11 protein-coding genes are annotated in these 19,746 nt (G+C 70.8%); 7 read left to right on the top strand and 4 right to left on the bottom strand.

Annotated features, from left to right (window positions below):
- Window positions 1-106: 106 nt before the first annotated feature.
- Window positions 107-547 (bottom strand): cobalamin B12-binding domain-containing protein, encoded by a 441-nt coding sequence (locus FrCorBMG51_RS03235; RefSeq protein WP_013875048.1) that lies wholly within the window; start codon window positions 545-547, stop codon window positions 107-109.
- Between the two features lie 696 nt (window positions 548-1,243).
- Between FrCorBMG51_RS03235 and FrCorBMG51_RS03230 the strand changes: the two genes are divergently transcribed.
- Both FrCorBMG51_RS03230 and FrCorBMG51_RS03225 read left to right on the top strand, forming a co-directional pair.
- The gene (locus FrCorBMG51_RS03230; RefSeq protein WP_235433267.1) at window positions 1,244-2,221 is read left to right on the top strand and encodes an esterase/lipase family protein; all 978 of its coding nucleotides are present in this window, start codon (window positions 1,244-1,246) and stop codon (window positions 2,219-2,221) included.
- Window positions 2,222-2,612: 391 nt separating this feature from the next.
- Window positions 2,613-3,278 (top strand): M23 family metallopeptidase, encoded by a 666-nt coding sequence (locus FrCorBMG51_RS03225; RefSeq protein WP_235433266.1) that lies wholly within the window; start codon window positions 2,613-2,615, stop codon window positions 3,276-3,278.
- Between the two features lie 137 nt (window positions 3,279-3,415).
- On the opposite strand, the gene pcrA is transcribed toward FrCorBMG51_RS03225, so the two are convergent.
- The gene (gene pcrA / locus FrCorBMG51_RS03220; RefSeq protein WP_047221605.1) at window positions 3,416-5,884 is read right to left on the bottom strand and encodes a DNA helicase PcrA; all 2,469 of its coding nucleotides are present in this window, start codon (window positions 5,882-5,884) and stop codon (window positions 3,416-3,418) included.
- 867 nt (window positions 5,885-6,751) lie between these two features.
- Here pcrA and FrCorBMG51_RS03215 point away from each other — a divergent pair.
- Complete coding sequence (locus tag FrCorBMG51_RS03215) at window positions 6,752-7,681, top strand: threonine/serine dehydratase family protein (protein ID WP_235433265.1); 930 nt, start codon at window positions 6,752-6,754, stop codon at window positions 7,679-7,681.
- A gap of 94 nt (window positions 7,682-7,775) precedes the next feature.
- Here FrCorBMG51_RS03215 and guaA read toward each other — a convergent pair whose 3' ends face one another.
- Entirely contained in the window at window positions 7,776-9,383 is a 1,608-nt protein-coding gene (guaA, locus tag FrCorBMG51_RS03210) for a glutamine-hydrolyzing GMP synthase (protein ID WP_047221693.1), read from the bottom strand.
- A 489-nt stretch (window positions 9,384-9,872) separates the two neighbouring features.
- On the opposite strand from guaA, the gene FrCorBMG51_RS03205 reads away from it, so the two are divergent.
- Genes FrCorBMG51_RS03205 through FrCorBMG51_RS03190 form a run of 4 tightly spaced genes read left to right on the top strand, consistent with a single transcriptional unit; the run spans window position 9,873 to window position 14,997 of the window.
- Entirely contained in the window at window positions 9,873-13,616 is a 3,744-nt protein-coding gene (locus FrCorBMG51_RS03205; RefSeq protein ID WP_047221604.1) for a sensor histidine kinase, read from the top strand.
- Window positions 13,613-14,035 carry a roadblock/LC7 domain-containing protein gene (locus FrCorBMG51_RS03200; protein ID WP_013875055.1) on the top strand — a complete coding sequence of 141 codons (423 nt, stop codon included), beginning with the start codon at window positions 13,613-13,615 and terminating at the stop codon, window positions 14,033-14,035. The genes FrCorBMG51_RS03205 and FrCorBMG51_RS03200 overlap by 4 nt, the downstream gene beginning before the upstream one ends.
- A gap of 25 nt (window positions 14,036-14,060) precedes the next feature.
- Window positions 14,061-14,420: a DUF742 domain-containing protein gene (locus tag FrCorBMG51_RS03195; protein ID WP_013875056.1), complete on the top strand. Its 360-nt coding sequence runs from the start codon at window positions 14,061-14,063 to the stop codon at window positions 14,418-14,420.
- Window positions 14,401-14,997 (top strand): GTP-binding protein, encoded by a 597-nt coding sequence (locus FrCorBMG51_RS03190; RefSeq protein WP_047221603.1) that lies wholly within the window; start codon window positions 14,401-14,403, stop codon window positions 14,995-14,997. The genes FrCorBMG51_RS03195 and FrCorBMG51_RS03190 overlap by 20 nt, the downstream gene beginning before the upstream one ends.
- A 149-nt stretch (window positions 14,998-15,146) precedes the next feature.
- Here the strand turns inward: FrCorBMG51_RS03190 and FrCorBMG51_RS03185 are convergent, their stop codons facing one another.
- Window positions 15,147-16,769 (bottom strand): ABC transporter substrate-binding protein, encoded by a 1,623-nt coding sequence (locus FrCorBMG51_RS03185; RefSeq protein ID WP_268760517.1) that lies wholly within the window; start codon window positions 16,767-16,769, stop codon window positions 15,147-15,149.
- Between the last annotated feature and the right edge of the window lie 2,977 nt (window positions 16,770-19,746).

Raw genomic sequence — 19,746 nt, 5'->3', positions numbered from 1 at the left:
GCAGGCGGGCCGGGCCGCTCGAGCGGCCCGGAAAGCCGGTGACCCGGGAGGCGAAACCGGTGGGCCCGGAAGGCACCCGGAAGACCCCGGAAGGTACCTGGAAGACTCAGCCCGCGGAAACCGCGCTGGGGCCGGGCGCGTGGGCCGCGGCCACGCTCGACCGGATCCATTCGACGATTTCGCCCGTGGTCGCCCCGGGCGTGAATATCTCGGCGACGCCGAGCGCCTTCAACTGCGGAATGTCAGCATCCGGTATGATCCCGCCGCCGGTTACCACGATGTCGGTGGCGCCACGCTCCCGCAGCAGCTCCATCAGACGCGCGAAAAGGGTCATGTGTGCGCCCGAGAGCACCGACAGGCCGATGCAGTCGGCGTCCTCCTGGATAGCGGTCTCGACAATCTGCTCGGGCGTCTGGTGCAGACCGGTGTAGACGACCTCCATACCCGCGTCCCGCAGTGCCCGCGCAATAACCTTGGCGCCGCGATCGTGGCCGTCAAGGCCGGGTTTGGCGACCACCACCCGGATACGTTCACCGGTCTCGCTCACGCGGCCTCCTCGCGTTCCCTGACACCATCAGCCGGGGACGTCGCTTCCCTGACGCGATGCCCCGTACATGGCGTTCCGTGGCCCGATCTCTCCGTAGACCCTAGCCGGACGCACCGGCGGAAGCACGCTGTTGCCCGGCGGGATCACAGCCGCCGCCATCCCGGCCGGCAGTCACGGCGAGAAACCAACAGTCGACATCCACCCACTCTTTTTATACTCTCAGTAAGGGTAGACGTCGTGATGGTTCCCAGTGACGCCTCCCGGACCGCGCCAGGTCCGTCTGGTGTGAAACGGCTGGGCCGTGTCCGGTGGGCGTCGGCCGGCTGGGCGCCGCCCACGCGGTCGACGATCCGTCGGACCCGGCCTGGTCGGGTGCGACATCCGGGCAACGTCCAGGGGCTACGTGCCTGCGAGTATCGTGCCGTTCCCGGGTCCATCCCCGCGCGGGAAACCCGGACCCGCGGCCGCGCGAGCAGGCCGATGATCGCGCTGCCTTCGGCTGGCCAGTTCGTGCGGCCGACTGGTTCTTCGGACAACTGTCCGAGCACGGACGGGAGCAGGGCAATCGGAAAGCGTCAACTGGGGCCGGTGGGGGCGGCGGCAGGCAGAGCCACCCGATCCATGAGCTCATCCGCGGCCCGTCGGGGCACGCAAATGACCCGCGGCCTGCTTGAGACACCGGCGGCGATCCGTGGAATGGCTGCGGAAGCCACCTGGCTGGCAACCCATATCGCCTTCTATCCGATCGGGGTCGTCTCGGAACGGCTGCGCGAACCGGCCGACCGCTACACCCTCGACGGCCTTTCCCCGCTGCGGCGTGGGCTGCTCGTCGGCGACATCGAAGCCGCGGGCACGCCGATCCTGCTGGTCCACGGCATGATCGACAACAGGTCGATCTTCACTCGGCTCCGTCGGTCGCTGCGCCGGCGAGGCTTCGGGCGGGTCGTCACCGTGAACCTGCCGCTGTTCACCGCGGACGTCCCGACGGCGGCCCGCAAGCTGGCAACGGTGGTCGAGACGATGTGCGAGCAGACGGGCTACCCGCGCATACACATCGTCGGGCACTCCCTTGGCGGCCTGGTTGCCCGCTACTACGTGCAGAAACTCGACGGCGACGCCCGCGTGCACACCCTGGTGACGCTGGGCACGCCGCACGAGGGCACCCGCCTGGCCCGGCTGCTCCCCCCGATGGTGCCGTACACCCTGCTGCGCCAGCTCGTCCCGGACTCGGACGTGATCCGCGAACTCGCCGAGCCCGCACCGAACTGCCGGACCAGGTTCGTGGCCTTCTCCGGGGACCTGGATGCGATCATTCGTCCGACCGAGGCGGCGCTGGTCCGCCATCCGGACCTGATCGTCCGCAACCTGCGGGTTCCCGGCGTCGGTCACCACTCGCTGCCGTTCAACATCGGCGTCGTCCACCAGATCGCGACCACGCTCGCGCATCTGGACGACGTCGAACACACCGCCCCGGGCGGCGAACGCACCGGCCCTGACACCGGACGCACCGGCCCCGGCGGCGAGGAGGAGGCCGCGGAAGCGGAGCAGGCCGAGACGCCGGCGGAGGCGCCGAGATCCCTCCGCGACGCCCGTTCCGACCGCGCGTCATGGGCGGAGGGCCGTTCAGCGGCCGGCGACTTCCAACATGATCGAAATCTTCATCACTCACAATGACGAAAAAGCAATAATTGCGCCGCTTCACGCGTCACGCCCGCCGTGGGCGGGGGTGGNCGCCCGCCGTGGGCGGGGGTGGTGTCAAAGCCCGCTTTGGGACGGTGTAGCGTTCGATCCGGTTTGCAGGCTTTTCCTCCCGTCGTGCCGTAACACACTGTGACGTAACACGTTGTGTCATGGCATGCCATGACACGGCGGGAGTCTTGTCGAGCAACGGGAGCGTGAGTTCGGGTTGTCGCAGCCCCCAGCCCGTGACTCAGGGCGGCATCGCGGCCATGGCAGGGCCACGGGCCACAGCGGCTCGTCCGGCTCCGCTCGCCGGGCGGCATCGGCAGCGCAGATCCGCCGTACCGGCATCGCCACCGCCGTGGTCTCCACCCTCGGCATCGTTATGATCAACACAACCGGTATCGCCCACTCCGAGCCGGCGGTCATTTCCGGCCTGCGCACCGCCGGGACGATCTTCGATCCCGCGTCCGGCGGCGTGACGGACGCCGCCACCGACGGGCTGAGTGACCCTGCCCTGCTCGAGCGGCAACACGACGGCGACGCCGCGCGACGCCAAGCCCAGGCCGACCGCGTCGACCGAGACGAGGCACTGGCCCAGATGTCCATCCTGCTCCTCCAGCAGCGGACCACGGCCGCGGAGGCCGTACGCCAGCAGGAGGAGCTGCGCTGGGTCCGCCCGATACAGGCCCGGATCACCCAGCGCTTCGGCGGCGCGAACGGCCACCCCGGCATCGATCTCGGCGCACCGATGGGGACCCAGGTCGTCGCCGCTCACGGCGGCACCGTCATCTACGCGGGGTGGGAGTCCGGCTACGGCAACTTCGTCCAGGTCCGGCACGCGAACAACGTCGTCACCTGCTACGCCCACCTGTCCCGGATCAGCGTCCGGGTCGGTCAGCAGGTCGCCACCGGTCAGCAGGTGGGCCTGGAGGGGTCGACCGGGTTCTCCACCGGGCCGCACCTGCACTTCGAGGTCCGGCTGGGCGGCCAGAACGGCACCAAGGTCGACCCACTCGCGTGGCTCGCCAAACACAACGTCTACTACTGACCGCTACCGCTGGCCGCTCTTCCACCGGCCGCGCCGTACCAACGTCACCGAACGCCACCGACGTCACCCAACGTCTGGCGACCGCTGGCGCTGGCCGTGTGCCTGTCAGACCTGCCGGACGCGGGTGCGCGGGACGCTCACAGCTTCTCGACGGGGGCGTAGCGCAGGAGCAGGCGTTTGGTGCCGGTCCCCTCGCCGAAGTCGATGCTCACCTCGCGGTTGTCCCCGGTGCCGGCCACCGCGACGACCTGACCGAGCCCGAAGGTGTCGTGGTTGACCCGGTCCCCCAGGGACAGGTCGGGGATCTCGCGCGGCGCGGGCGCGGGCCGACGCCCCGGCAGCCCACCGGCCCGCGCGCTGGACGGCCCCGCGGACGCCGAGCCCCACGCGCTCGTCCGCGGGTGGGCGGCGGCCGGCGCCGACTGTGTGTTCCCCTGCCAGTCGACCAGTTCGGCCGGCACCTCCTCGAGGAACCGCGACGGCGGGTTGTACGTCGGCTGGCCCCAGGCGCTGCGGACCTCCGCCCGGGTCAGGTACAGCCGGGCGCGCGCCCGGGTGATGCCGACGTAGGCGAGCCTGCGTTCCTCCTCGAGCTCGGTGGAGTCACCGAGCGTGCGCAGGTGCGGGAAGACGCCGTCCTCCAAGCCGGTGAGGAAGACCACCGGGAACTCCAGGCCCTTGGCGCTGTGCAGCGTCATCAGGGTGACGGCCCCGGCGGCACCGCCCTCGCCATCCGCGCCGTCATCGGGGTCGGGCACCTGGTCGGCGTCGGCGACCAGGGAGACCTGCTCGAGGAAGTCCGCGAGCGAGCCCTGCGGGAACTGTTCGCTGAACTCCCGGGCGACGCTGACCAGCTCCTGGAGGTTCTCCACCCGCCCCTCGGCCTCGAGGGTGTCCGCGGCTGCCAGCTCGGCGAGGTAGCCGGTCCGCTCCAGCACCGTCTCCAGCGCCGCGACCGGGCCGTCGGCCACGGCCGCGCGCAGCTCGGCCAGCAGGGTGGCGAAACCGCGGACCGCGTTCGCCGACCGGGCGGTCAGGCCCGGGACCTCGTCCACCCGGTTCAGGGCATCGGCGAAGGGGACGCGCTCACGTTCGGCAAAGGCCGCGAGCATCGCCTCGGCCCGGTCGCCGATCCCCCGCTTGGGCACGTTGAGGATGCGCCGCAGGTTCACCGTGTCCGCCGGGTTCACCAGCACCCGCAGGTAGGCGAGCAGGTCCCGGACCTCACGGCGCTCGTAGAAGCGCACCCCGCCGATCACCCGGTAGGGCAGGCCGACCCGGATGAAAATCTCTTCAAAGACCCGGCTCTGGGCGTTGGTGCGGTAGAAGACCGCGACCTCGCCAGGGCGCGCCAGCTCGGCGTCGGAGAGCCGGTCGACCTCGGCGGCGACGAAGGCGGCCTCGCCGTGCTCGTTGTCCGCGACATAGCCGACGATCTTCTCGCCGTCCCCGGCGTCCGACCACAGCCGCTTGGGCTTGCGCCGGGCGTTACGGGCTATCACCGCGTTCGCCGCGGACAGGATCGTCTGTGTGGAGCGGTAGTTCTGCTCCAGCAGGATCACGGTGGCGTCGGGGTAGTCCTGCTCGAACTCGACGATGTTACGGATGTTCGCGCCCCGGAAGGCGTAGATCGACTGGTCGGCGTCGCCGACCACGCACAGCTCGGCCGGCTCCACCGCGGGCTCGTCGGCGTCGGCGCCCAGCGGCACCGGATCCGGCCGTACCGGCTCGCCGTCGACGGTCAGCCGGGACGCCTGCCCCACCAGCTCCCGCACCAGGACGTACTGGGCGTGGTTGGTGTCCTGGTACTCGTCGATGAGGACGTGCCGGAACCGGCGCCGGTAGTGCTCGGCGACGTCCGGGAACGCCTGCAGCAGGTTCACCGTCGTCATGATCAGATCGTCGAAGTCGAACGCGTTCGACTCGGCCAGCCGGCGCTGGTAAAGCCCGTAGACCTCGGCGACGGCACGTTCGACATGGCCGGTCGCCCGACTCATGGCGGTCTCCCAGTCGACCAGCTCGTTCTTCAGGTTGCTGATCCCGGTGGCGAGCGCGCGTGCCGGATACCGCTTGGGGTCGATGTCCAGGTCGCGCGCGACCAGCGTGATCAGGCGCTGGGCGTCCGCCGCGTCGTAGATCGAGAAGCCGCTGGTGAACCCGATGCGCTTGGCGTGCGACCGCAGGATGCGCACGCAGGCAGAGTGAAAGGTGCTCACCCACATCGCCCGGGTGCGGGTGCCGACGAGCGCGGCGACCCGCTCCTTCATCTCGTTCGCGGCCTTGTTGGTGAACGTGATCGCCAGGATCTCGCCAGCGCGGACCCCGCGCGCGGCGAGCAGGTAGGCGATCCGGTTCGTCAGCACCCGCGTCTTGCCGGAGCCCGCGCCCGCGACGACGAGCAATGGCGAGCCCGTGTGGACGACCGCCGCCCGCTGCTGCGGGTTCAGGCCGTCGAGCAGCGCGTCGGGATCGAGCCGGGGCGCGGCGGGGCGGGCGCCCGGTATGCCCTCCGCCGTCGGCGACCCCGGCTCGTCGCGGTCGTCGGCGTCGTCGAAGCCCGGGTACAGGCCGAAGCCGGGGTACGGGCCACCGGGAAGCGCGCTCATAGGGAGCCGATCATACGTTCGACGCCCAGCTGGTCCGACAGCGGTACATGACTCTCACCCTACGAGGCCCCGACGCGCGCCACGACCGCGCATCCCCGCCCTGGCGGTCATGGCCCGCGCCGTGGCTCGCTGGAGGGCCCGCGCCGTGGCCCGCTGGAGGGCCCGTGGGAGGGCCTGCACGGTAGCCGCGATCCCGCCACCGGGTGTGACAAACATCCGGCGCGGGGCGAGCCNCGCGGGGCGAGCCGGTGGGTTTGACGGCCGCCGACGTCCAAGAGCAAACTGAGAAGGTGCCGCAGCACATTATGATCATTAGTTAGGCGCGCGACCTCACTTTCGAAGCAGGCTTTCGGGCCGACATGCTTTCGAAGCAATACCGACGGGTCAGCGCGCCTCGCCCTCCTGCCAGTTCGGCGGGGGGCTTTTTTGTTGCCGCGGTCACGTCGGAGGTGGCCGCCGAGCTACCGGGAGCACGATGATGCGCCAGCCAGCCGAAAACCCGACATGTACCACCGGCGACAAAACAGAAACCACAGGTAAGACAAGTAAGAGCAGAACAGGTAAGACCGGTGCCGCCTGTCCCGCCGCCGGTACGGCACGTGCCACCGGTAAGGACGACAACGACGTCCCGCCCAGATCCGTCACGCCCGCGGCGGCCGCGGGCAGCGCCGGCGGCGCTGACGGCGCGCGGGCCGTCGACACGGCGAACCGCGCCCCGGCGGGGCACGACACGACACGGCACAGCACGGCACGGCACGGCGTGGCGGGCCACGGCGCGGCGANGGCCACGGCGCGGCGAGCCTCGACGCTGCGGCCGTCGGCTGCGACGCGATCGACGTCACCGCGGCCGCGGTCGTCCTCGCGCCGGTGCTTCGGCGGACCAGGGTCACGCCCAGCGCCCATCTGTCCCGGCTGACCGGCGTGCCGGTGTGGCTGAAGTGCGAGAACGAGCAACGCACCGCGTCGTTCAAGCTACGTGGCGCGTTCGCCCGACTCGCGCTCGCCGACCCCGCCGTACGGGCCAGGGGGGTGGTCGCCGCCAGCGCCGGCAACCACGCCCAGGGCGTCGCGTACGCGGCGGCCCACTTCGGCGTCCCAGCCACGATCTTCGTCCCGGCCGACGCGAGCCCGGTCAAGGTCGCGCGCACCCGCCGCCTCGGCGCGCGGGTCGAGCACGTCCACGGCGGGATCGACGCCGCCCTGCTGGCCGCCGAGGCCACCGCGCGCGGACACGGCGGGCTACTGGTGCATCCCTTCGACGATCCGACCGTGATCGCCGGACAGGGCACGATCGGGCTCGAGCTCACCGAGCAGATCCCCGGCCTGCGGACCGTCCTGGTGGGCATCGGCGGCGGTGGCCTGATCAGCGGGATAGCGGCGGCGATCAGACAGCGGCGGCGCGACGTGCGGGTGATCGGCGTCCAGGCCGCGGGCGCGCCCGCCTTCGCCCTGTCCTGGCGCGCCGGACGGCCGGTGCGCGTCCCGGCGGCCACCATCGCCGACGGCATAGCCGTGCGGGCCCCGGGCACGCTGACCCTGGCGCTCGCCACCGCCCTGGTAGACGATGTGATCACGGTCGACGAGGACGCGCTGTGGGAGGCGATGGTGGCGCTGCTGTGCGCCGACGGCCAGACGGTGGAGCCCGCCGGGGCAGCGGGGACGGCGGCGCTGCTGCGTCATCCCGAACTCGCGCAGGGCCCGACCGCGGTGGTCCTCTCCGGCGGCAACATCGACCCGGTCACCGCCGGCCGCGTCCGCGCGCTGGCCGCCGGTCCCCTGGGCATCCCCGCCGCGTGACGCCTGGTCACCGCACCGCTCTCCTCTGCGCACTCTCCCCTGCCCGCGCCAGCCCGCCGGNCCCGCCGGCCCGCCGGCCCGCGTCCGGCCCGGGTCACTCCCACTCGATGGTGCCCGGCGGCTTCGAGGTGATGTCGTACACCACCCGGTTGACCTGCTCGACCTCGTTGACCACCCGGTTCGAGATGCGTTCGAGCAGGTCGTAGGGCAGCCGGGCCCAGTCGGCGGTCATCGCGTCCTCGCTGGTGACCGCGCGCAGCACGACCGGATGCCCGTAGGTGCGCTCGTCCCCCTGGACCCCCACCGAGCGGACGTCCGCCAGCAGCACCGCGAACACCTGCCAGATCTCGCGGTCCAGCCCGGCCCGGCGGATCTCCTCGCGGACGATCACGTCGGCGGCCCGCAGCGTCGCCAGCNNCCGCAGCGTCGCCAGCCGCTGCGGGGTGACCTCACCGATGATCCGGACAGCCAGGCCAGGCCCCGGGAATGGCTGCCGCCAGACGATCTCCTCCGGCAGCCCGAGTTCCTCGCCGAGCCGGCGCACCTCGTCCTTGAACAGGGTGCGCAACGGCTCCACCAGGGAGAACTGCAGATCCTCGGGGAGCCCGCCGACGTTGTGATGCGACTTGATCTTCGCCGCGGTCGGCGAGCCGGACTCGATGACGTCCGGATACAAGGTGCCCTGCACCAGGAACTCGATCCGGGAGCCCTCCGCCTCGGCCTGAGCCTCCAGCTCGCGGGCGGCGGCCTCGAACACCCGGATGAACTCCCGTCCTATTATCTTGCGCTTGCGCTCCGGGTCACTGACGCCGGCGAGTGCCGCGGCGAACCGGTCGGCGGCCTTGACGTGCACCAGCTCGACCCCGGTCGAGGCGACGAAGTCCTTCTCCACCTGCTCCGCCTCGCCCGCGCGCAACAGGCCGTGATCGACGAACACGCAGGTCAGCCTGTCGCCCACGGCGCGGTGGACGACCGCCGCGGCCACCGCCGAGTCCACCCCGCCGGACAGCCCGCAGATCGCGCGCGCGTCGCCGAGCTGGGCCCGGACCGCCGCGACCGCCTCGTCCGCGATGTTGACCATCGTCCAGTTGGGCCGGCAGCCGGCGCCGGCGAACAGGAAACGCCGCAGGACGTCCAGGCCGCGGTCGCTGTGCACCACCTCCGGGTGGAACTGCACGCCGAACAGCCCGCGCGCGACGTCCTCGAAGGCCGCGACCGGGGTCGACAGCGTCGACGCGGTGACCACGAACCCCGGTGGCGCCGCTGTCACCGAGTCGCCGTGGGACATCCACACCTGCTGGCTGGTGGGCAGATCTGCGAACAGGACACCGCCGGCGGTGACGGTCAGGCGGGTCGCGCCGTACTCCGCGACACCTGTGCGGGCCACCGTCCCGGCCAGCGCGTGCGCCATCACCTGGTGGCCGTAGCAGATGCCCAGCACCGGCACCCCGGCACGGAAGAGCGCGGGGTCCACCTCCGGGGCGCCCGGCGAGTAGACCGACTTCGGCCCGCCCGAGAGAATCACCGCGGCGGGACGCCGGGCGAGGATCTCCTCGACCGAGATGTCCCAGGGCACGATCTCCGAGTAGACGTGGCACTCCCGCACCCGCCTGGCGATGAGCTGGGCGTACTGGGCACCGAAGTCGACGACCAGAACCGTGTCGTGAGCCGGGCGGGAGGCCCCGGGCGCGTCGGACGCCACCGACGCGGGCGCGGGCGGAGACGCGGATGCGGGGGCTGCTGGCGCGTCGGATCCTCGGCCGTTGCCCGTCGGGCCCGCGGCCGGCTTCGAGATGGCGGTGTCCACGACGCCAAGCCTACGGAGAAGATGCCAGGCCCACGGAGAGCCAAGCCCACGAAGAACAGGCCAGGACGGTACGGGCCCATAGAGAAGGTGTCAGGCCCGCGGAGAACGGGTGCGGTACCTGACGCGGCGCCGGAAAGTACCTGCGCGACAGGCAACAGGCGGCCGACCCGCCCGGACTTCCGTCCATCCTGCGGGCATACGTCCGGACCGCCCGAAAACGGACCGAACGGATGGGATCGGAAGTGGACATCTAGTTTAGGCCAGGCGCGTGTCGGGATGTCTGGCCATACCGCTATGGTGCCTATCGAGGGACATCCGGGCCCGATACCGGGCCATCCCGGCACGTCATGTTCCGGGAGGCTGGCGGAGAGGTTGCGAAGGTACGTGCGCAGACAACCGATAGCCGGCACGGGCATCGACGCTCCCCCGGCGGGCGAGGCCACACCGCAGGAGCCGGAGCGGTCCGCCGATGACGGCGGGCACCGCGTCGACGCCCCAGCCATCACGTCACAGGACCCAGGCGGTATACGACGCATAAGGGCACTGCTCGGTGCGCCGGCGAACTGGCGGGTCCGTACCAAGCTGATCGCGATTCTCGCGGTCCCGATCATCGCGATCCTGGCCAACGCCGCGATGGGCGCCAACAGTGTGCTGACCAGCACCCGGGACGTCAACCGTGCCCAGGACATGGCGAAGATAAGCCGCGCCGCCACGGCACTGGTGTCCGCATTGGAGCAGGAACGCACCTATACGGTCGGCTATGTCGCCTCACGCGGCACGCCCCTGTCGGGCTTCCGCTCCCCCGAGCGCATCAAAACGGTGCAGACACAGGTTGACGAGGCGGCCCGGCAGTACGAGCAGAATGTCCGGGGCCAGCAGAACGCCTTCACCGAGCAGGCCCGGACGGCACTCCAGTCGATCACGGACCGGCTGTCGCACCGGACGAACGTGCGCGAGACCGCGTTGACGCTGGCCTCGTCGAGCTCCGTCCAGGTGGCCTACACCGGAATGATCAACAGCCTCGTCAACCTGGTGTCGCTCATCCCACAGGGCCAGGACGACGCCGCGCTGAACGCCGACGTGGAGGCCCTCGACTCCGTCATCCGCGCGCGGGAACGCCTGGCTGCCCAGCAGTCCCTCATCCACGGCACCATCCAGCAGGGACGTTTCGACAGCACCGACTACCGGCTGTTCGTCGGTCTGAGCACGGAACGCGAAACCCAGATCTCCCGTTTCGAGGCGGTGGCCAACCCGGACCAGGCCAGGGTGTACCGGGAGACGCTCGTCGGTCAGGACGTCGCGGAGACCAGCAACGAGGTACAGGACGTACTGACAGGACGGGTCGGGCAGCCGCTCGAGCTCGACAACCTGAAGTGGTTGCAGTCGACCCAGGCCACGATGGACCTCAACAGCAGGGTCGTCGACTCCCTGTACAACAACACCGAGGACCGCGTCGAGACGCTGCGGTCGGGTATCCAGCGCCGGGCGCTGCTCTCCGGTCTGCTCATCGTCTTCATCCTGACGGCCGCCCTGTTCGCCGCCATGATCGTCGCCCGCTCCCTGGTACGCCCCCTGCTCGGGCTGCGCGCGGCCGCGCTCGACGTCGCCGGCCGCCGGCTGCCCGAGTCGGTCCGCCGGCTGCGTGACTCCACCGAACAGGACATCGAGACCGAGGTCGAACCGGTCGGTATCAACACCGACGAGGAGATCGGTGAAGTCGCCCGCGCGTTCGACGAGGTCCACCGAGAGGCCGTCCGCCTCGCGTCCGAACAGGCCGTGCTGCGGAACAACGTCAACGCCATGTTCGTCAACCTGTCCCGGCGCAGCCAGGGACTGGTCGAACGGCAGCTGCGGCTCATCGACGACCTGGAGAACCGGGAGCAGGACCCGGACCAGCTCTCCAACCTGTTCAAGCTCGACCACCTGGCGACCCGTATGCGCCGGAACAACGAAAGCCTCCTGGTGCTCGCCGGCACCGACACGGCCCGCAGGTGGACCCACCCCGTCCCCCTCAACGAGGTCGTCCTCGCCGCGATCTCCGAGGTCGAGCAGTACACGAGGGTCAAGCAGACGGCGGCGGCCGCGGTGTCCATCACCGGGAACGCCGTCAGCGACGTCGTGCACCTCATCGCCGAACTGTTGGAGAACGCCACCTCCTTCTCCCCGCCGGCGACCGATGTGCAGGTCACCAGCCGCTCCCTGGGGCCTGGCGCCGGAGCGATAGTCGAGATCGAGGACCGCGGCATCGGAATGCCGGCCAAGGAGCTCGAACGCATCAACGAACGGCTGGCCAACCCACCCGTCATCGACGTGTCGGTGTCCCGCACGATGGGTCTGTTCGCGGTCGGTCGGCTGGCCGGCCGACACAGCATCCGCGTCCAGCTCCGCGAATCGACCTCCGGCGGGATCACCGCCGTGATAAGGCTGCCAGCCAAGGTCGTCGCCAGTGAGGCGACCCCGAGCACGCCGGCACGCCCCACAGCGCCACTGACCACCGGACGTCCCCCGGTCGGCCGGTCCGCGCTCGACAACGGTCTGCCACCGGCGCTGTCCAACGGCCGCACGGTGGGGTTCGACGGGATGTCCCTGGCGAACGGCATGTCACGCGGCGAGTCCAACGGCCACACGTTCGTCGACGGAAACAGCCTGCCAAAGGGCAACGGCTCGTATCCGCCCGGTTCGCGCAATGGCTCCGAAGCACCTCCGTCCCTGCCCGTACCGGGCATGAACGGAAGCGGCCCGGGCCGCACCGCGGCGGACGAACGGTCCACCAGCCCCGACGAGTTCGGGCTGGAGCAGCCGGACGTCGGTGGCGGCTTCGGCACCGGCACCGGCCCACTGGAGATCTCCAGAACCACGGCCCGCCAGCCGAATGCCGATCCGCCCTTCCGGAGTGAGCCCCAGACCGGCGGCTACGAGATCCCCCGGGGACCGGGCGCGGCGGGCCCCATCGGCCCGGACGCCGGCGCGACCTACCTGGACCTCGCCGGCCGCACCGATCCGGTGCACCTGGATCCGGCCGGCTCGGCTTCCCTGGACACCGGCGGCATCGACCTGACCGGAGCGGCCCCGCCCGGACCGACAGGCCGGACCGCCACGGACAGCGCACCGGCCGCGCCCAGCCCCGACACGACCCCGTTCAGCCGGCTGTCCCCCCCGCCCACCGCCTACTCCCAGCCCACCGCCGGCGGCGGCCAGGCCGGGGAACTGCCGACGGTCATCCCGTCGGGCGGCGGCGTCCGTCCCGACTTCAGAACGGAACGGGCGCCCACCGCGCGCGACGACGTGTCCTACCGCAACGACGTTTCTTATCGCGACGATGTGTCCTACCGCGATGACGTCTCCTATGGCGACGGTGCCGACCGGGCGTCCCGTACCGACGGGGCCGAGGAAGCAGCCGCCGATCGGGACGGCGAGGACAGCGACACGACCCCGATCTTCGATTCGGTCTCCGCGTGGTTCCAACGCCACGCCCCGACATCCCCGCACCCGCTGCCGAGCCGACCGAGGGCGGCTGCCCCGCTGGGCCGTCCCGGACCGGCCCCGCACCGCGGCCCGGCCAGCCTGCGTGGTGACTTGCGGCCACCGGAGCCAGCCGGCCGGCCCGCTCGGCCGGTCGACGTCAGCGCCAGCGGTGACATCGGCCGTCCGCCGTCGCCCTACCCGGCGCCGGCCGGCCGGCCCGGGCCTCAGGGCCCGGCACCCGCCGACATCCCTGTGCCCGGCTGGTCGCCCGCCCCGGGAGAACCCCCGCTGCCGGCCGCCGCGGCCGGCCCCGCCGACATCCAGTCCGTTCCGTTGGCGAGCCGTCCGGCGCCCGCCGCGCCGGATTCCGGATCCGTATCATGGTCGTCCGCGGCTGACGCCGGGTGGCGTGCCGCGGAAGCGGCCCGCCAGCCGTCTCCCGCTGGGACGACCAGGGCCGGTCTTCCATTGCGTGTCCCGATGACACACCTGGTACCTGGTAGCGCTGAAACCACGCCACGGCGTCAGCCGGAGGGGTCGTCCCGCTCCCCCGAAGCGGTCGGTGGCCGGCTTGCCAGCTTCTACCAGGGTGTTCGACAGGCCCGTGATGTCGCCAGGGACACCCCCCACAGCTCTCGTCGGAACGCCCAGGAGGAAGTGTGACGCCCATGAGCTCAGACGCACAGAACCTCAACTGGTTGATCAACAATTTCGTCGAAAGAGTTCCCGGTGTCGCGCACACCGTGGTGGTTTCCGCGGACGGTCTGCTGCTGGCGGTCTCGGACGGTTTCCCACGCGACCGGGCGGACCAACTGGCCGCTGTCGCGTCGGGTCTGGTCAGCCTGACCCAGGGCGCCGCCCGGGTTTTTGAAGCAGGCAACGTGACACAGACGGTCGTCGAGATGGAACATGGGTTTCTGTTCATCATGGCGATCAGTGATGGGGCAAGTATGGCGGTTCTCGCCGCACCGTCGTGTGACATCGGACTTGTGGGGTACGAGATGGCACTGCTGGTAACCCGGACCACGGATGTGCTCACCCCTGCCCTACGAGCCGAACTACAGGGGATCCTTCCGCGGTGAACCGACAGGAGCACAGGGGGTCAGGGTGAGTACCGATCCCGCGAATACCCCGGGACCGGTTGTCCGTCCCTACGCGATGACCGGTGGTCGGACGCGTTCACGATACGAACTCGCCATCGAGGCGCTTGTCGTCACAACGTCCTTTGGTGAGGAACGGGCAATCCAACTTGCCCTGGAACAACAGACAATCGCCGCCATGTGCCGGCAGGTGCGATCAGTTGCGGAGATCGCCGCCGGCCTGCGGGTTCCCCTCGGAGTCGCCAGGGTGCTGGTCGGTGACATGGCGGACGAAGGTTACGTCCGGGTACACCAACAACCCGACCGCGATGAGGCGCCGGACCTCGCGCTGCTCGAAAGGGTGCTCAGTGGCCTTCGCAAGCTCTGACCGCAGACGGGTCAACTCCTCCGTCGCCACTACTTCGGTCAAGATCGTCGTTGCTGGTGGTTTCGGCGCCGGCAAGACGACTTTTGTCGGTTCGGTGTCCGAGATCGTACCCCTGCGGACCGAGGCGGTCATGACCGAGGCCGGGGCACACGTCGACGACCTGACCCACCTCGCCGACAAGACGACGACCACGGTCGCAATGGACTTCGGCCGGGTCTCCCTGGACGAGGATCTTATCCTCTATCTGTTCGGCACGCCGGGACAGTACCGGTTCTGGTTCATGTGGGACGACATCGTGCGGGGCGCTATCGGTGCCATCGTCCTCGCCGACACCCGGCGGCTAGCCGACTGTTTCGCGGCTGTGGACTACTTCGAACAGCGACAGTTGCCATTTGTCGTCGGAGTGAACTGTTTCGACGGAATCCTGCGGCATTCCATAGACGACGTCCGGGAAGCTCTGCAGATCAACCCGAGCATACCGATCATCACCTGCGACGCGCGTAACCGTCACTCGACGAAAAGCGCACTGATCGCGGTGGTCGAGCACACGATGTCACGAGCGGTGGCCAGGACCTGATCCGCCGCTCGGGCGGCACCGGCCCGACGCGCGCATATCGTCCTCGCGGTGAACCGAGCCGACAGTATCGGCCCGGTTCACCGATCGGCCCGGTTCACCGCGTCTGGCTGTCCCCGCCGGGAGGCGGATCGAGCGGACGGGAGCTGTTCTCAGGTCCCCTGGACGGCCCTGGTGTATGGCAGCAGCCTGCCTGGCTGCGCGGCAATATTCTTGATCGAATCGTCGCCGACGATGACCAGGCTGTAGCCGGTGCCCTCCGTCCGCCACTGTCCCCCGACCAGCGGCGTCTTCGCCACGTTCTTGGGGATGTCGGCCGAGCCGCCGAAGCCGATCTCCCCCACGATCGTGTTGGTACGCAGCTTCCCGATCGCCGCCGCCAGGCCCGCCCGGTCGTCGGGCGAGCCGACCTGGGCCAACGCCTCCGTGGCGAGTTCGTAGAGGGCGTGCACGAAGCCGAGGGTCTGCACCCAGGGGGTGCCGGTCCTGTCCGTGAAGTCCTTGGCGAGCGTCTCCGGAGTGGCCCCCGTCAACGAGCTTTTGAACCGGTGGTAGGGCGACCACCAGACCTCGGTACCGAGGTTGTTGCCGTCCTGGCCGAGGGCCTGGACCGAGCGCGGGAACAGCAGCCCCTTGGCGACCGTGACGATCTTCGGGCTGAAGTCCATCGACACCGCCTGCTTCCAGAAGATCTGGAAGTCGTCCGGCGTCAGCACACCGGTCAGGATGTCCACGCCCGCCTGCTTGAACACGTTCAACTGGGGACCGAAGTCCGACATCCCGGTGGGAAAGACGGGAGGCTTCACGAGCGTGTAGCCCGCGGCGGCTATCGCGGGCGGAAACCCGATGGTGCCGTCGGCGAACGTCCTGCCGTCGGAGTCGTCCGGCCAGAGCGCACCGACCTTCTTGTTGGTGGGCAACTGGCCCCACATGTTCCGGTAGACCCTGGTCACGTCCTCAAGGCCCCAGAAGAAGTGATAGGTCCACTTGAACGGGCGGGCCGGGTCGCCACCACGTCCGTTGAACCACGACTGCCAGGGAGCGGCCGTGGAAATGCACGGCATCTCGTTCGCCTCGCACTGGTCCGAGACCGGGTTGGTGGTCTCCGGTGTGGAGGCGACGAGGATGATGTCCACCCGGTCGGTGTAAATCAGGTCGCCGGCGGCCTGGGCCGCACGGTTCTGGTCGGACTGGCTGTCCCGGACGATGATCTCAACCGGATAGGTGCGCGCGCCGATGGTCATTCCGCCCTGGCGGTCGAAGAAGGCCCGGATGGTGTCGGTGACGTACCTGTCCGCGGCGCCGAAGGCGGACAGCGCCCCCGTCTGCGGGCTCACATAGCCGATCCTGATGACCCGGTTCGCCTTCGACCCGCTCCCGGAGCCGCCACAGGCGGCAAGGGGTACCCCTGCGGTCGCCACGCCAGCCAGGGTCAGCAGTGTGCGGCGGCTGAGGAAACGTCCACCGGCATCACCGGAACGGTCCGCGGCGTCGGGAGGAACCTGCTGGGGAACCTGGGGGGCAATCTGGTCCGGTTTCTTCCCCGCGCCGGGCTCCGCCGCCCGCGTCCGGGATTCCTGCCACGGCAGCGGAACCGGTACGGGAGGCCCGGCGAGTGATCCGGAAGGCCCGGAAAACTCACCAGGCCCGGAAGGCTCGCATCCCCGAGCCGCGGGAAACGGCCTGCCCGGGCCGGTCGCTTCGGGGCCGTCGGTATCCGACACGGCGCCAGGTCGTCCCTGTCCAGTACGTGTCGGGCGGTCAGAGTGGAGCATGGGTCCTGATCCTGCCGCACGCCGGTTCAAACCCGGGCACTGGGTCCCGGTCGACACGCAGCAGACCAGATCGGGAACGGAAGGTTCCTGTTCGGCCCGCCGGCTGAAGCCGGCGGGAGCAGGCTCCGCCGGCCCGGGATACCGGCCGGAGAACGCCGGCCGGCGTTCTCCTGGCCAGTCGGCGAACACATGATCACTATTTTTCCCGGGCTCGGAGCCTAATTGATCGCACACCACCGGTTCGATCCGTCCTTGAAGGTCAGGAAACCGCCGTCCTTCCCGGCGTCGCCAGCGCCCACCCGGTTGATGAACAGCGCCTTGATGTCCTTGAGCGGACCGTCGGCGAACTGGACGTCGGTAAAAATCACGGTATCGGTACTCAGACTGTTCTTTGTGATCGAGTAGGTACCCTGCTGGTCATCCCAGCGGTAGCTACCGCTCTCGCGTGGCACGACGAGCTTGTTCGGCAGTGCCGCGGACGCCTGGGAATTCCGGTTGTCGGCCGAGGCGGCCCCGTCGGCCGGCTGGTCGCCGTCGGCCGTCCGATAGCAGCGGTAGGTGCCGTCGACCAGCGCCCGACCGGCCGCGGCGTCCGGATTGCTCGTGGCCGGCGTCGGCGCGCCCCCGGCCGAGGACGCCGCGGCGGTGACGCCGGGATCCACCGGGTCCTCCGGAGCCCCCACGGGAAGATCCTCCGCCCCGCCCGACAGCAGGGCGTACAGCCCGACCGCGACCAGGGACACCAACACCGCGACAATCAACGGGCCGGTCCACCCATGCCGATAACGCGCCAGCAGCCCCGAGCCGGGGCCGCCGCTGCCGTCGTCGTCGATGTCGTCGACGTCGTCGTCCACATCGTCGATGTCGTCACCGGGATCCGGCCCACCGCGCCGGCTGTCCGGCTGGCTGGACAGTCGGACGGCCGGCCGTTTCGCGGCCCCGGACGCCGTCGAGCGCTGCTCCGGCCCCCGCGCCCCGGTGTCCGTGGAAGCACCATCCGGGGAGGAAACCCGCGCCGCCGCCGTACCCGGCCGGCCTACCTTCTTACGGACAGAACTGGACGGCTTCCAGCCCCCATCGTCGTCATCGGGACCGGTGCCACGCGAGCCGGCATCACGCGAGCCGGTGTCGCGGGAGCCGGTGTCCGGCGTGGACCCGATCCTCGACAGCGTCGCGGTCATCTCCGCCAGCGACTGTCCGAGCACCCCGGGCGGCACGGCCGGAGATGACGGCATACCGTCACGCGACGTCCTCGGCCGTGCGGCGTCGGTGACCCGTGGCACGATGTCGGTGCGCTCCATCGGTCCGGCGGCGGAGGACGCCGCGGCGGCGGGGTCCGCGAAGGCCGCCTCGCCCGGCAGACCGCCCCCGGGCGTCCTGGCCCCGGGTACCGCCGACGGCGGCCTGGGGGCGGTACGTGGGTGCGGCCGGGCGGGAACGGACGGCTCGGCCGTGGTGGCCGCGGCCGGGCCTCGGTAGGTCGGCGGGAGAAGCACGGCCCGGTCGTTGCCGCCGTCCGCTCTCCCGGCAGTTGGCCGGGATGTGCCAGGAGTAACCGGCGCATCGTCGTTCACGCCGGCACCACGGACGAGGGCTCTGGCGGCCCCGGAACCGGGATATCCGCCTGTCCCGTAGCCGCTCGGAGCCGGGCTGCCGGCTGTCGCGGCCGGCCCTGCGTCCAGAGGGCCGCCCCGATCGGGAGGCGGCGGGTTCGGCCCGGCGGGAGGTACCCGTCCGCGATCACGGGGCTGTGCCGCCCTGAACGAGCCGCCCATCAGGTAGGAAGTCGATCCGTCCCCCGGCCCGGTGGTGTCCGGTTGACGGGCCGGAAGCTCACGATCAGCGCCCATGAGCGGTGGGTAGCCGGCCTGGTGGCCCGCCAACCCGTAACCGTTCACCGGACGGTCGCTTCCGTAACGGTCCCCAACGCCGTTGGGGTTCGGCACGCCGTTACCGGCGGAGGCGGGAGCGCCGTACCCGGCCGGGCCACGGGCCGGCGGGGAACCGGTGCTCCCCCCGAAACCGCCGTCCGGCGGCATACCCGCCGGCGGCAGGGCGGCCGGTGGTAGGGCGGCCGGTGGTAGGGCGGGTGGTGGTAGGGCGGCCGGTGACGCCCGGCCGGACAACGGCTGCGGGCCACTGGGCCGACGGCCGTCCGGCCCGGGGGCGCCCGTGTCGAACAGACGCTGGTCGGGCTGACCACCGAAGGAAAAAGCGCCACCCGCGGGCGGGGATGCGGGCCCGTCGTCACGCGGACGGGTCCGATAACCGTCGGTGGATCCACGGACATCGGGGTAATGCGGAGCGAAACCGCGCAGGACGCCAGGCTGATAGCCGTCCGGCCCGGTGCCGTTCCCGTTCGCCGGCCCCGGAGCGGACTGCCAGGGATGACCGGCGCCCTGACCCGCGGGGCTCTGGCCCACCGGACCCTGACCGGCGGGTCCCTGGCCCTGGCCGGCGGGGCTCTGGCCCTGGCCGGCGGGGCTCTGGCCCTGGCCGGCGGGGCCGCCATAACCGGCGAATCCGTCCGCGGCGCCGGGCGAGCCAGTGTCGCGCTGGGCGGCGCCGGCACGATCGCTGCCATCCACGGACAGCCCCCAGCGCCCACCGCCGTAGCCGCCGGTCGTCGTGCCCGTCGCGGAATCATCACCGCCCGGCAGCCAGCCGGGCCGCGGGTCGGGCGGGGGCGGTTGGAACGGAGAAGCCGGCTGGAACGGGTAGGCGGGCAGGGCCGGCCGCTCATGACTGGCGGAGACGTCGAACGGGTCAGGAGCGGGGAAGGGACGATCGCGCCACCCCTGGCCGGTTGGATCCTGGGCGCCGGACCTGTCCGGAACCGGCGGGAAGGACGGCTCGGAGCGGTCGTCAGCCTCCCCGACCCGCTCGACCGCGAAGAAGTCGTCCGCACGCCGGCCCGACGCGCCGGAACGGTCCGCGGCGCCGGTCACCAGGCCGCCCGCGTCACCGGCTGCCGCCG

Origin of the sequence: Protofrankia coriariae (genome assembly GCF_001017755.1) — a bacterium.
Lineage (GTDB): Bacteria > Actinomycetota > Actinomycetes > Frankiales > Frankiaceae > Protofrankia > Protofrankia coriariae.
The sequence above is the reverse complement of the archived record's forward strand: the minus strand, read 5'-3'. Positions and strand labels throughout refer to the sequence as shown.